Origin of the sequence: Variovorax sp. Varisp85 (assembly GCF_047304045.1) — a bacterium.
Classification (GTDB): domain Bacteria; phylum Pseudomonadota; class Gammaproteobacteria; order Burkholderiales; family Burkholderiaceae_C; genus Variovorax.
On sequence record NZ_JBGLYN010000081.1, the window covers coordinates 17,460 to 30,809 of the forward strand.

The window sequence follows — 13,350 nt, forward strand, 5'->3', positions numbered from 1 at the left end:
TAGCTCGCGCTCAATAGCAGTCACTTGCCACGCTCGGCCTGGTCCGTTGAATTCCCGAATGGGCATATGCTAGGTCGTCCTCCAAGCCAGCAGCGTAGCGGTTCGCCGTCACCAGGCAGGTTGGGCATGCGCGTTGGAGGTCGGATAACATTGCTGCGCCTCGTGGATGGGTGGAGCGCAGAATTTGATCAGAACTGCAGGTAGCTTTCACACCATCAGACTTCCTACCAACAATAATGTCTCAACTAAAAAAATGAAAATGGGAAAAATGCTCAAGCGACCTGACTCGCGCACCCCCTTGGGTCGCCTTGCAGTGATCGTAGCCTTGCCTCTGATGCTTGGTGCTTGTGGAGCCTACGGACCGGCGTTCACCGAACCTTCGGCTCCGAATCTAAACCAGGGCGCGATCTATGTTTATCGGATGACCGCGTTTGCGGCTGGCGCATCAAGGCAGCCGGTGCTTGTCGATGGCGTTCAGGTTGCGGTGCTGAAAAACGGCGGGTACTTCAGGCGCGACCTTGCACCTGGTGATCACACGCTGGAGGTTAAAGGCTTCGGGCCAGCAGCAATTAACTTCAGTGTTGAACCTGGGAAGACACTTTTCTACAGGTACACCATCGAACATAAAAGCGCTGAGCATATATACGGGTCACTCGCCTTCAACCACAAATTTGCTAGTTCTCTTGACAGCATTCCTCCAAATATCGCCCTCATAGAGCTGAAACAAACCCAAGGGCTGGATTGAACGCAGTCACTGGTATCTATTTCCGAATGGAATCCCTTCGGAATCAAGCATGCACTTGAAGACACTCGCTACCGTTGTTCCGTTGGCCGCCCTGGTATCAGGTTGCGCTACGGCAGTGCCCCCAAAGTTGATTGGCAAAGGTCGTGTTCTTGAGGTTGTCGCCTTGAATGAGGCGACACTCCAACGTCATCGAGTCGATTTGACTGTCGCATTCGTGATCCCAATACCATCGTCTACACCGGTAGCTACACCTTGGCGCTTGTACACGGTGCGACTGCTTGACGGCACCGAGGTAAAGAAGGTGGCTGAGGGGCAACTGCTTATCGGAACATGCGTGACGCTTCGCGAGCAAGCTGCGCCCACCCGTGTTGTGACCACGGCTGACCACGAGATCGCAACGATTTCCCCCAGCGAAGGCTGCTAATAGGCTTGGACAGGTCGCTCCCCAATTGTGAATGACAGGTTCTGGCCGGGTGCAGCCTACCAGTACAAGGTCAAAACTGTGGCTTCCCCGATGAACCTTCCCTCCCAAACTCGCAACTCCTGACCCTCGGCGATGCGGGTCCTCACGAGATCCGGGCTGAGGAACTTCACGGGCACGACGCGCGACTCTCCTGGCCGCAGCGGCTCCATTTCGGAAAGGTCAAACCTTCCATCAAAGAGATCACCATCGATGCTCAGCGGGCAGCCCCACCAGTCGGTGGAAGTCGGCCCCGCTCGCCCGCCCGCGTCCGACGGGAACAACCGCAGCTCGACGAGAGCATCAGGAGCCCAAAGCGCCACAACGTTCCTTTCAAAGTGCGGTCACTAGTCACCGCGAATGACCGCAGCCAAGCAGATTCTGCACATCTGGCGAACGTCCGCTGCTGGCCGGCTGGAGACCGTCGCCCAAGGACTGCGCCAACCAGAGCCATCAGCATGCCAAGAGTCCGATTTCCACATGGTCAGACTCTTCCAGTGGGAATGAAAGGTCCTGTTTCGGGCAAATCTCAAAGCCGCTTCGCAAAACATGAATGTCAACCAAACCATTGAGTTCGCCGCTCATGTCTGAGAAATCGAAATACTTCAATTCAGATTGATTAGGTAACAGCTCCTCGAAAGGCCGGATAGTGCACACGAATGCGGTTTCGTATTGCCGGATTGCGTCGGCGAGCGTCTTAGCCTCGCACTGGAGTGCGGCGCCTTTCACCCATCCAGCTTCCGTAAGCGCAAGTATGGAATTCTTGGGGCCTGATATAGAGATTGATGGCACGGGACTGATCGTTTGCCGTAGAGCTGATAAATGTGAAGGTCTGCTGTTGGCCGAATCGCGTCATGGTAGCTTCAGCAGAATGCATCCAACATCTCGCGCGCTCATTTTGAAGCTCTGGTCGGCTCGACCCCAGGAAATTCGATATGTGCCCGCCGCCGAAGGCGCCCTCAGCTCCTTCGAGAAGGAATTCGGCCCAATTCCAGAAGACTTTCGCTGGTTCCTTGCCTCGTGTGGCGGTGGAGTCGTCGGAAGCGAATGGGTCGATGGAATCGAACAGCTCGCCGGCTCGCACCGAAAGCATTTGCGAGAGCGGTCGGCCGACGAGTGGAAGGCGGATTTCTTCCTCATCGGGTGGGATGGAGCTGGGAACCCCTTCGGCATCAACCGCGCGACTGGTAAGCTTGTTGTAGAGCTCGAGGGGAGCGATGGGGAAGTGCGGCTGCTATCGCCGTCGATTGAAGCCTTCTTACTGAACGGCATCATCGATTGATGCTTGCGCGTGCGGCCGCTTTTGGCCGATAGTACCCATTCGCGAGAGCGCATCGAACGCCGGCAACCAATCTGAAGCGGGCATTGAACGCAGTCATGCCAATGTCGACCGCGGCCGACGCCGGCCCTTCGGAGTTCTGCTTGTTCAGCGCCCGTCTCTCGCGAAAGCTCAGTGGTGCGCCCGCGCATGTCCACCTGCAATCCGCCGCAGCGGTCGAACCGCCAACGCCACAGCCGCGCTCATCGTGCTCAGGGCACCGGGTGCTCCCCGCAGCGAAATAAAGGAGGAGCCCGAAGGGCGGGGGATATTCGCGGAGGGGAGTACCCGGTGGCCTGTGCACGCACTCCGAACAACGGCGGCGCAAAGAGCAAGAGCAAAAAGAATCAGCGCAGCGCTTCGACCAGATCGAGAACCATCCGGTCCGGCCCGAACTTCTCGACACCCCGGGTCAGCAACGCATCGACAGCCTGCGCAATGCCATGGCTGGAAGACGACTGCTCCGCCATGTCGTTGTAGTACCCCAGGTCCTTCTTGGCATTGGCCATCGAGAACTTCAACGAGTCGGTGCTGCCCGTCAGCAGCTTGGGCTTGACGCGTTCCAGCGCCACGCCGTTGCCGCCGCCCTTGGCGAGCACGTCCACGAACACATCCGGCGCCACGCCCGCGCGCTGCGCACAGGCAGCCGCTTCGCACAGCAGCGCGACCGTGCCGAGCGACACGAAGTTGTGCAGCAGCTTCATCGCATGACCGGCACCGATGCCGCCCACGTGCGTGACGTTCTCGGCAAAGCAGCGCAGCAGCGGCAGGCACGAAGCCAGCACCTCGGCGTCGCCACCCACCAGCAGGTTCAGCCGGCCCTCGGCGGCTTCCTTCGCGGTGCGGGTCATCGGCGCATCGATGAACCTGCCGCCCTTGGCGCTCACCGCTTCCGCCACCTTGGCGGTGGAGGCGGGCACGGCCGTCGAGCAGTCGATCACCACCGTGCCGGGGCGCAGGGCAGTCAATGCACCCTTGTCGCCGAGCATCACCGCCTCGACCTGCGGCGTGCCGGTGACGCAGAGGATCAGCACGTCGACCTGCGCGGCCAGGGCGGCCACGTCCTTCACCGACGTGGCGCCGGCCTTCAGCAGGCCGTCGATCGGCTGGTTGCCCGCGTGTTCCAGCACCGTCAACTGGTGGCCGTGCTTGACGATGTTGCTCGCGATGCCGTGGCCCATCAGGCCGACGCCGACGAGGCCGACTTTGCGTGGGGCTTGCTGTTCAGTGGTGGTCATGAATTGTTCATCCGTGCTTGATGGCGATGGTCTTGAGGGTCGTGAATCCGAGCAGGGCCTCGAAGCCCTTCTCGCGGCCGAAGCCGCTGGATTTCACGCCGCCGAAAGGCAGTTCTACACCACCCGCCGCACCGTAATTGTTCACGAAGACCTGCCCGCAATGCAGCTTGTGCGCCATGCGCAGCTGGCGCGCGCCGTCGCGCGTCCACACGCCGGCCACCAGGCCGAAGTCCGTGCCGTTGGCCAGGCGCACCGCCTCGGCCTCGTCGGCGAAGGGTGTCACGGCCAGCACCGGGCCGAAGACCTCGCGCTGCGCGATGTCGCTGTCGTGCGGCACGTCGCGGAACAGCACGGCCTCCTGGTAGAAGCCCGTGGCCGATGCGTTGGGCGACACCGTGCCGCGCGCCGCCACCTTCAGGCCGCTGGCCTCGGCGGTCGAGACCATGTCGCGCACCTGGCGAAACTGTTTCTCGTTGATGAGTGGACCCATGTCCAGGTCTTCCGCGGGCGTGCCCGCGCGAACGGCCGTGAAACGCTTCGCGAGGCGCTGCACCACCTCTTCGTACACCGACTGCTCCACCAGCACGCGGCTGCCCGCCGAGCAGGTCTGGCCGGCGTTCTGGATGATGGCGTTGAGCAGCACCGGTTCGGCCGCGTCGAGGTCGGCGTCGGCGAACACGATCTGCGGCGACTTGCCGCCCAGCTCCAGCGTCACCGGGCAATGGCGCTCGGCCGCGGCCAGGCCCACGCTGCGGCCGGTCATCGTCGAGCCGGTGAACGAGATGTGGTCGATGCCCGGGTGCGCGCACAGCGCCGCGCCGGCTTCCTTGCCGTAGCCCGTCACCACGTTGAGCGCCCCGGCCGGAAAGCCCACCTCGGTCGCGATCTCGGCCAGGCGCAGCAGCGACAGGCTCGCGTCTTCTGCCGGCTTCACCACGCAGGCGTTGCCGGCCGCGAGCGATGCGCCCACGCTGCGGCCCGCGATCTGCATCGGGTAGTTCCAGGGAATGATGTGCCCCGTCACGCCATGCGGGATGCGCACGGTCAGCACGGTGTAGCCGCGCTCGTAGGGCAGGGTGTCGCCATGCAGCTTGTCGCAGGCGCCGGCGTAGTACTCGAAGTAGCGGGCCAGCGCGGTCGCGTCGTTGCGCGCCACGCGCAGCGCCTTGCCGGTGTCGCGCGCCTCCAGCTGGGCCAGCTCCTCGTGGTGTTCCAAGACGGCGGCACCGAGCTTGGCGAGCAGGCGGCCGCGCTGCAGCGCGGTCATGCCGCCCCAGGGGCCGTCGAAGTTCTCGCCCATGGCCTGGCGCGCGGCGCGCACGGCGGTGTCGACGTCGGCAGCCGTGCCGCGTGCGATCTCGCCGAATTTCTGGCCGTCGCTCGGGTCGATCACGTCGATGGTGGCGTTGCCTTCGGACGGTACGCGGCGGCCGTCGATGTAGTGGGTGGCGTTCATGAGGTTGTCTCCTTGCGGCCGATCACTTCGGTTCGGGCCAGGGGTGTTGGGCTTCGCGGATTTGTTCGAAGGCGCGGCTGAATTGCAGCACGCCCAGGTCGTCGAAGCGGCGCCCGGCGATCTGCAGGCCAATCGGCATGCCTTGCAGGCCCTCGCCCGAATAGCCGCAGTTGATCGAGGCAGCGGGCTGCTCCGACATGTTGTAGGGCACCGTGAAGCCGATGTGCTCCAACGGCAGCATCGGGTCGTTGGTCGGCGAGGCGTGTTCCGCGGGCGCGGGCATGTTGGGCGACACGGGCGAGATCACGAAGTCGTAGGCCTTGGTAGCGGCGACGGTGGCCGCGCGCGTGGCGACGAACTGGCTGTAGGCGTCGAAGATGTGCGCGCCCGAGAAACCGGCCGCGCTCTCGGCCCACTCGCGGATGTACGGCAGGATCTTCGCGCGCTTTTCCGCGGTCATCGCCTGCATGTCGATGCACGAGCGCATGCGCCAGAAGTGGTCCATGCCCTGCAGCATCTTCGGTGTCATGAAGGCACCGATTTCCTCCACATGCGCGCCGGCCGCCTCGATGCGCTTCGCGGCGCGGCGCACGGCCTCGGCAATCTGCGGATCGAGCGGCAGGCCGCAACCCGCGTCCATGTGCAGCGCCACGCGCTTGCCCTTGAGGAACGACGGGTCGACCTCGAAGGCCGCCCAGTCGATCGCGGGCGCGGGCAGCTCCGAGTAGTCGCGATCGTCGGGCTGCGCGATCGACGCCATCATCAGCGCCGAGTCGGCCACCGTGCGCGTCATCGGCCCGGCGCAGCGGCCCATGTAGGGCGTGCTCAGTGGAATGCGGCCGAAGCTGGGCTTGAGCGTGTAGATGCCGCACCAGCTCGCAGGCAGGCGCAGCGAGCCGCCGATGTCGGTGCCCACGTGCAGCGGGCCGTAACCCGCAGCGGCCGCCGCGCCCGCACCCGCGCTGGAACCGCCGGGCGTGCGCGACAGGTCCCACGGGTTGCGCGAGAGCTCATGAAAGCTCGACAGGCCCGACGACAGCATGCCCAGGTCGGGCATGGTGGTCTTGGCGACCAGTACCGTGCCGTCTTCCTTCAGGCGCGCGGCGGGTGGCGAGTCTTGCAGCATCGGCACGAGGTCGTAGGCTGCGGTGCCCAGCGGCATCGGGTCGCCTGCGGTCGCGAGGTTGTCCTTGATGGTCACGGGCACGCCGTCCAGCGTGCCGCGCGGCTGGCCGGCCAGCCAGCGCGCTTCGGAGGCGCGCGCCTGTTCGAGCGCCAGTTCGGGGCGGAACAGCCATGTGGCATGCAGCTCGGGCTCATAGGCGGCGATGCGCTCGTTGACCGAGCGTGCCACTTCGACCGGCGAGAGTTCCTTGGCGGCGTAAGCCGCGTGCAGCTCCTGCACGCTCAGGGAATACAAGGGCTTGGTCGTCATCGCATCAGCCCCACGAGATCGCGGCCAGGTCGTTCACCACGATCGGCATGCTCGGCCACAGGCCCTTCACTTCCTTGCGCGCGATGGTCGGGAACACCGCCTGGTACAGGAAGCCATTGACCGCGTCGGTGGCCAGCTCGCGCTGCGCCTCGGCCAGCAGCTCGGCGCGGCGCTTCTTGTTCTCTTCGTTCTGGATGGTGGCGAACAGGTCGCGGAACTTCTTCGAGTCGTAGCCCCAGTAGTAGTCGGGCTCGGTGTACTTCACGAGGTCGAAGGGCTCCACGTGCGCGACCATCGTCAGGTCGAAGTCGTGCGCGCCGCCGAAGGTGCCGCTGAGCCACTGGGCCCATTCGACGTTCTGGATCTTCACGTGGATGCCGATCTGCGCCAGCTGCGCCGCGATCACCTCGCCGCCTTGCCGCGCATACGAAGGCGGTGGCAGCTGCAGGCGCAGTTCGAGCGGTGTCTTCACGCCGGCCTCGGCCAGCAGTTTCTTCGCCTTCTCTACGTCGTAGGGGTTCAACGCGGTGGTGTCGATGAAGCCCGGCGCGCCCAGCGCGTAGTGGCTGCCGATGGGCTTGCCGAAGCCATCTGCCGCGCCCTGAACGATCGCGTTGCGGTCGATGGCCGCCAGGATGGCGCGGCGCACGCGCACGTCGTCCAGCGGCTTCTTGCGGTTGTTGATGGTGAGGATCACCTTGCCGCGCGTGCCGACCTCGATCACCTGGAAGCGCGGGTTGCCCTTGAACTGGCTCACCGAGCGCGTGCCCGCGCGCGGGAAGATGTCGATGTCGTTGGCCATCAGCGCGGCGGTCTGCGCGGCGGTGTCCGACATGAAGCGGAAAACGAACTTCTCGGTCTTCGCGAGGTTAGGGTCGCGGTACGTTGGCGACTTCACCAGTGTGCACGAGGCGCCGCGCTGCCAGGCGCTCAGCTTGTACGGGCCGGTGCCCACCGGCGCGGTGGCGTTGGTCTCGGCGCTCTTGGGCTCCACGATGCAGGCGGTCGACTGGCCGAGCATGAAGGGCAGGTCGGGATTGGGCAGCGTGCTGTTCACGCCGACCATGTAGTCGTCGAGCACCACGGTGCCGATCTCGCTGAAGAAGCGTTTGTCCTTGTTGGTGCTCTTGGCGCCGCCCGCGCGGTCGAACGAGAACTTCACGACCGATGCGTTGAAGGGCTGGCCGTTCTCGAAGCGCACGCCCTTGCGCAGCTTGAAGACGAAGGTCTTCATGTCGGGTGACGAGGTCCAGCTCTCGGCCAGCATCGGCGTGACCGAGCCGTCGGCGTTCACCTTGGTGAGCGTCTCGAAGATGTTGTACTGCGTGATCTCCGCGATGGCCGATGCGGCGCCGGTCGTCGGGTCCAGGCCCGGCGGTTCGAGCGGCATGCCGATCGTCAGCGTGTTCTTGCCGGCCTGCGCACGCGCCTGGGGCAGGAAGACACCCGGGATTGCCGCGGCCATGGCGGAAGTCATGAGTGTGCGTCGCTTCAACATTCGGTAGTTCCTGGAGGTGAGGGTGATGGAAAGAAAGAACGACCGCCCGGCTAGCGGGACGGCGTGTGCAGAACGGCGGAAAGCAGGGTGCGCGTGTACTCGTGCTGCGCGTGCCGGAACAGGTCGGCCGGGCGGCCGCGCTCCACGATGCGGCCCTTGAAGACCACGCACACTTCATCGCACAGGTGGTTGACCACCGCGAGGTCGTGGCTGATGAGCAGGTAGCTGATGCCGAACTGCTGCTGCAGGTCCTGCATGAGGTTGAGCACCTGGGCCTGCACCGACACGTCGAGCGCGCTGACAGGCTCGTCGGCCACGATGAGCTTGGGGCGCGTGATCAGCGCCCGTGCGATCGCAATGCGCTGGCGCTGGCCGCCCGAGAACTCGTGCGGGTACTTGTCCATGTCGGTGGTGCGCAGGCCGACTGCGGCGAGCGCCTCGTTGGCACGCTCGCGCTGCACGGCGCGGCTCGTTTCGGCCAGCGCCTCGAGGGGCTCGGCGACGATGCGCGCGACGGTCTGGCGTGGGTCTAACGAGCCGTAGGGGTCCTGGAACACCATCTGGAAATCGCGCCGCGCGGTGCGCAGCTCGGCCTTCGACAGCGTGTGCAGGTCGCGGCCTTCGAGGCGCACGCTGCCCGAAGTCGGCGTGTCCAGCGCCATCACGAGACGCGCGATGGTCGACTTGCCCGAACCCGATTCGCCGACGATGCCGACGCTCTTGCCGGCGCGCACCTCGAAGCTCACGCCATTGAGCGCCTTCACGGTCGGTGGCGGGCCGAAGAGCTTCTCGCGCGGCAGCGCGTAGTGGCGATAGAGGTTGTTCACGGCCAGCAGGGGCTGGCCGGCGGCGGTGCTGGGTGGCTGGCTCATGCGGTGGCCGCCCTGGTGTTCGACGCGGCGATTTCGCCCAGCCGCAGGCAGCTCACGGCATGGTCGTTCGGCAGCATGGTGGCGCGTGGCCGCGTGCTCTGGCAGAGGTCGATGGTGTGGGCGCAGCGGCCCGAGAAGGCGCAGCCCCGGGGCATGTCGACCAGCTCGGGCACACTGCCCTGGATGGTCGGCAGCCGGCCCGCGCGCACCGCGCCGATGGCGGGGCGCGCCGCGAACAGGCCGCGCGTGTAGGGATGTGCGCGACCGGCAAAGACCACGTCCGTCGGGCCGCTCTCGACCGCGCTGCCGCCATACATCACGAGCATGCGCTTCACGCTGTTGGAAATCACGCCGAGGTCGTGCGAGATCAGGATCAGCGCCATGCCCATTTCCTTGACCAGGCCCTGGATCAGGTCGAGCACCTGCTTCTGGATCGTCACGTCGAGTGCAGTGGTGGGCTCGTCGGCGATCAGCAGGTCGGGCCCGCAGGCGAGCGCCATCGCGATGCCGATGCGCTGGCGCTGGCCGCCGGAGAACTGGTGCGGATAGGCATCGAGGCGCGAGGCCGCGTCGGGGATGCCCACGCGGTCGAGCAGGCTCAACGCCTCCTTGCGGGCCTGTTCCTTGGTCAGGCCGCGGTGCAGCCGCAGAGGCTCGCCCACCTGGCGCGCGATGGTGTGCACCGGGTTCAGCGCAGTCATCGGCTCCTGGAAGATCATGCCGATGCGGTTGCCGCGGATATGGCACATCTGCTTCTCGGGCAGGCCGACGAGTTCCTGCCCGTCGAGCTTGATGCTGCCCGTGACCTTGGCGCTCGACGGCAGCAGGCCCATCAGCGACATCACCGTGATCGACTTGCCGCAGCCCGATTCGCCGACGATGCCCAGCGTTTCGCCGCGCTCCAGCGAGAACGAGATACCGCGCACGGCCTGCGCCGGCCCGCGCTGGGTTTGCAGGCCGATCTGGAGGTTGTTGACTTCGAGGAGGGGCATGGCGCTTACCGGGCTCTGGCCAGGCGCGGGTCGAGCAAGTCGCGCAACCCGTCGCCAAGAAGGTTCAGCCCGAGCACAGCGAAGGCGATCGCCATGCCGGGGAAGACGGCCAGCAGCGGCTGCTGGAACATGAGGGTCTGCGCCTCGCTGAGCATGCGGCCCCACGAAGGTTGCGGCGGCTGCGTGCCCAGGCCCAGGTAGGAGAGGGCGGCCTCGGCCAGGATGGCGATGGCGAATCGGATCGTGATCTGCACGATCAGCACGGCCGAGATGTTCGGCAGCACGTGCTGCATCGTGATCGCGAAGCTGCCCTTGCCGCAGGCGCGCGCGGCGGCCACGTACTCGCGCGACCAGATGGCGTTGGCCGAGGCGCGCGTGATGCGCGCGAAGGTCGGGATGTTGTAGATGCCGATGGCAATGATCGCGTTGACGATGCCGGCGCCGAACACGGCGGTCATCATGATGGCCGAGAGGATCGCGGGGAAGGCCAGCGTGAAATCCGACAGCCGCATCACCGCTTCTTCGACCCAGCCGCGCTTGGCGGCCGCCAGCAGGCCCAGCGCCGTACCGACCACGAGGCCGATGCCGACTGCGATCACACCCACGAGGATGGATGCGCGGGCACCAACCAGCAGCAGCGAGGCCACGTCGCGGCCGAACGCGTCGGTTCCGAGCCAATGCGATGCGGAGGGCGCCTGCATCTTGTTCGCCATGTCCATCGCATACGGCGACCACGGCGTCCACACGAAGGACACGAGGGCGGCCAGGAGTAGCAGCGCGGCCAGCACGCCGCCGATGACGAAGCTGCGGTGCTTCAGCGCGCGCTGCCAGAAGCCGGGGAGCTTGACGAGCGCCGCAGCGCTCGGAGCGGTGATGACGGAGCTCATATGTCGCTGGCCTTGATGCGCGGATCGATCACGGCATACAGCACGTCGACCACGAAGTTCACGATCACCACCATGGCCGCCAGCAGCATCACGCAGTTGCGCACCACGATCAGGTCGCGGTTGCTGATGGCCTGGAAGATGAGGCGGCCCAGGCCCGGCAGATAGAACACGTTCTCCACCACGATGGTGCCGGCCAGCAGCTCGGAGAACTGCATGCCCATGACCGTGATGACCGGGATCATGGCGTTGCGCAGCACGTGGGTCCACAGCACGGCTCGTTGCGACACACCCTTGGCACGCGCGGTGCGAACGAAGTCTTCCCGCATCACCTCCAGCACCGCCGAGCGCGTGATGCGCGCCAGGATCGCGGCCTGCACCACCGCCAGCGACAGCGCAGGCAGCAGCAGCGACTTGATGCCCGCGAAGATGCCTTCGCCCCAGCCCTCGAAGCCCCCGGCGGAGAACCACTGCAGCTGCACCGAGAACACGAGGATCAGCAGGATGGCGAACCAGAAGTTCGGAATCGCGATGCCGACCTGAGCCATGCCCATGAGGCCGACGTCGCCGAGCTTGTTGTGGCGCGCGGCGGCCGTCACGCCCACCAGCAGCGCGATCACGACGGTCAGGGCCATCGCCATCATGGCCAGCGGCACGGTGAGCGCGAGGCGTTCGAGGATCAGGTCGAGCACGGGCGAGCTGTAGGCGTAGCTGTCGCCGAGGTGGCCGGTCAGCAAGCCGCCGATCCAGTGCCAGTAGCGCGTCCACGCGGGCTGGTCGAGGCCGAGCTTGGTGGCCAGGGCGGCGACGGCTTCGGGCGAGGCGTCGGGACCCATGAGCATCTGCGCGGCGTTGCCTGGAAGAATTTCCAGAACGAGGAACACGATGATGGACGCGCCGATCAGCGTGCCGATCAGCGTCAGCGTGCGCTTGAGCAGGAAGAGGCCCATGTCAGTGACTCCGCTGCGTGGTGTTGTGTTGCGGTGTGTTCGGGGTGCGTGCACAGGCCATCGGGTACTCCCCTGCGCGAATGTCCCCCGGCCTGCGGCCTCCTCCTTTATTTCGCTGCGGGGAGCACCCGATGCCCTGTGCACGATGGACGCGGCGCTCGTGCCGGCAGTTCAACCGCTCTGCTGAACGCTCACGCCGGCGGGGTGCCTTGCGCAGCGAAATAAAGGGGGAGGCCGAAGGCCGGAGGACATTCGCGGAGCAAGGCACCCCGCCGGCGTGAGCGCACCCCGAACGACGCACTCCGTACCGACCCCTGGCTTCCAGATTCGTCATGCAGAAATGCATTCGGCGATCGCGCGGCCCACGTCCACGGTGTTCGCGGTGCCGCCCATGTCGCGGGTGCGCGGGCCTTCACTCAGCACGGTCTCGATGGCCGAGAGCACGGCGGCGGAAGCCTGCGCGTAGACCGGGTCGTCGCCCCCGAGATGGTCCAGCATCAGCGCGGCCGACCAGATCTGGCCGATGGGATTGGCGATGCCCTTGCCCGCGATGTCGGGCGCCGAGCCATGCACGGGCTCGAACAGCGACGGGAACTTGCGCTCCGGATTCAGGTTGGCCGAGGGCGCGATGCCGATGGTGCCGGTGCAGGCCGGGCCCAGGTCGGACAGGATGTCGCCGAAGAGGTTGGAGGCCACGACCACGTCGAACCAGTCGGGGTGCTGCACGAAGTGCGCACACAGGATGTCGATGTGGAACTTGTTCGTCGCCACGTCGGGGTAGCGCGTGGCGATTTCGGCCAGGCGTTCGTCCCAGTAGGGCATGGTGATCGAGATGCCGTTCGACTTGGTGGCGGCCGTCAGGCTCTTGCGCTTGCGGCGGCTGGCGAGCTTGAACGCGTAGTCGATGATGCGGTCCACGCCGGTGCGGGTGAACACGGCTTCCTGGATCGCCATTTCGCGCGGCGTGCCTTCGAACAGGCGGCCGCCCACGGAGGTGTATTCGCCTTCGGTGTTCTCGCGCACCACCAGGAAGTCGATGTCGCCGGGCTTGCGGTGCGCCAGCGGACCGGGCACGCCGGGCATCAGGCGCACGGGGCGCAGGTTGACGTACTGGTCGAAGTCGCGGCGGATCTTGATGAGCAGGCCCCACACGGCGATGTGATCGGGCACCTTGTCGGGGGCGCCCACCGCGCCGAAGTAGATGGCGTCGTGGCCCTGGATCTTGTCGGCCCAGTCGGCCGGCATCATCAGGCCGGTGCGCACGTAGTGGTCGGAACCCCAGTCGAAATGGTCGTAGGAGAAGTCGATGCCGAAGCGGCGACCCACCGCGTCGAGCACGCGCAACCCTTCGGGCATGACCTCGACGCCGATGCCGTCTCCGGGAATGACGGCAATCCTGTGCTTCTTCTGCATTGACTCAACCTGTTCCAAGTTCGTTGCGTTCGGGGGCCGGCGCCTGCGACGCTGGGCTGTTGAAAAATTCTAGGAGCGAGGGGTGGGGG

At 65.6% G+C, this 13,350-nt stretch carries 12 protein-coding genes; 2 read left to right on the forward strand and 10 right to left on the reverse strand.

The window, feature by feature from the left end; genetic code table 11:
* Positions 1-184 precede the first annotated feature (184 nt).
* Positions 185-745, forward strand: a complete 561-nt coding sequence (locus ACCC97_RS24945) for a DUF2846 domain-containing protein (RefSeq protein WP_413335626.1) — start codon at positions 185-187, stop codon at positions 743-745.
* Between the two features lie 913 nt (positions 746-1,658).
* Here ACCC97_RS24945 and ACCC97_RS24950 read toward each other — a convergent pair.
* A complete protein-coding gene (locus ACCC97_RS24950) occupies positions 1,659-1,934 on the reverse strand; it encodes a hypothetical protein (protein WP_413335628.1) in 276 nt (91 codons plus the stop codon).
* A gap of 208 nt (positions 1,935-2,142) precedes the next feature.
* Here ACCC97_RS24950 and ACCC97_RS24955 point away from each other — a divergent pair, with 208 nt between their 5' ends.
* Positions 2,143-2,487: an SMI1/KNR4 family protein gene (locus tag ACCC97_RS24955; protein WP_413335630.1), complete on the forward strand. Its 345-nt coding sequence runs from the start codon at positions 2,143-2,145 to the stop codon at positions 2,485-2,487.
* A 383-nt stretch (positions 2,488-2,870) separates the two neighbouring features.
* Here ACCC97_RS24955 and ACCC97_RS24960 read toward each other — a convergent pair whose 3' ends face one another.
* The 9 genes from ACCC97_RS24960 to ACCC97_RS25000 all read right to left on the reverse strand — a co-directional run bounded on the left by ACCC97_RS24960 (position 2,871) and on the right by ACCC97_RS25000 (position 13,261).
* Positions 2,871-3,761: an NAD(P)-dependent oxidoreductase gene (locus tag ACCC97_RS24960; protein ID WP_413335632.1), complete on the reverse strand. Its 891-nt coding sequence runs from the start codon at positions 3,759-3,761 to the stop codon at positions 2,871-2,873.
* Positions 3,762-3,768: 7 nt separating this feature from the next.
* The gene (locus tag ACCC97_RS24965) at positions 3,769-5,217 is read right to left on the reverse strand and encodes an aldehyde dehydrogenase family protein (protein ID WP_413335634.1); all 1,449 of its coding nucleotides are present in this window, start codon (positions 5,215-5,217) and stop codon (positions 3,769-3,771) included.
* Positions 5,218-5,239: 22 nt separating this feature from the next.
* On the reverse strand, positions 5,240-6,652 hold the full coding sequence (locus tag ACCC97_RS24970; protein ID WP_413335636.1) for an amidase: 1,413 nt from the start codon (positions 6,650-6,652) through the stop codon (positions 5,240-5,242).
* Positions 6,653-6,656: 4 nt separating this feature from the next.
* Positions 6,657-8,150 (reverse strand): ABC transporter substrate-binding protein, encoded by a 1,494-nt coding sequence (locus tag ACCC97_RS24975; RefSeq protein WP_413315603.1) that lies wholly within the window; start codon positions 8,148-8,150, stop codon positions 6,657-6,659.
* 50 nt (positions 8,151-8,200) lie between these two features.
* Positions 8,201-9,022 (reverse strand): ATP-binding cassette domain-containing protein, encoded by an 822-nt coding sequence (locus ACCC97_RS24980; RefSeq protein ID WP_413335638.1) that lies wholly within the window; start codon positions 9,020-9,022, stop codon positions 8,201-8,203.
* Positions 9,019-10,014 carry an ABC transporter ATP-binding protein gene (locus ACCC97_RS24985; RefSeq protein ID WP_413335640.1) on the reverse strand — a complete coding sequence of 332 codons (996 nt, stop codon included), beginning with the start codon at positions 10,012-10,014 and terminating at the stop codon, positions 9,019-9,021. The genes ACCC97_RS24980 and ACCC97_RS24985 overlap by 4 nt, the downstream gene beginning before the upstream one ends.
* Positions 10,015-10,019: 5 nt before the next feature.
* Complete coding sequence (locus tag ACCC97_RS24990) at positions 10,020-10,901, reverse strand: ABC transporter permease (RefSeq protein ID WP_413315600.1); 882 nt, start codon at positions 10,899-10,901, stop codon at positions 10,020-10,022.
* On the reverse strand, positions 10,898-11,848 hold the full coding sequence (locus ACCC97_RS24995; RefSeq protein ID WP_413315599.1) for an ABC transporter permease: 951 nt from the start codon (positions 11,846-11,848) through the stop codon (positions 10,898-10,900). The genes ACCC97_RS24990 and ACCC97_RS24995 overlap by 4 nt, the downstream gene beginning before the upstream one ends.
* Before the next feature lie 330 nt (positions 11,849-12,178).
* Positions 12,179-13,261 (reverse strand): tartrate dehydrogenase, encoded by a 1,083-nt coding sequence (locus ACCC97_RS25000; protein WP_157609097.1) that lies wholly within the window; start codon positions 13,259-13,261, stop codon positions 12,179-12,181.
* Between the last annotated feature and the right edge of the window lie 89 nt (positions 13,262-13,350).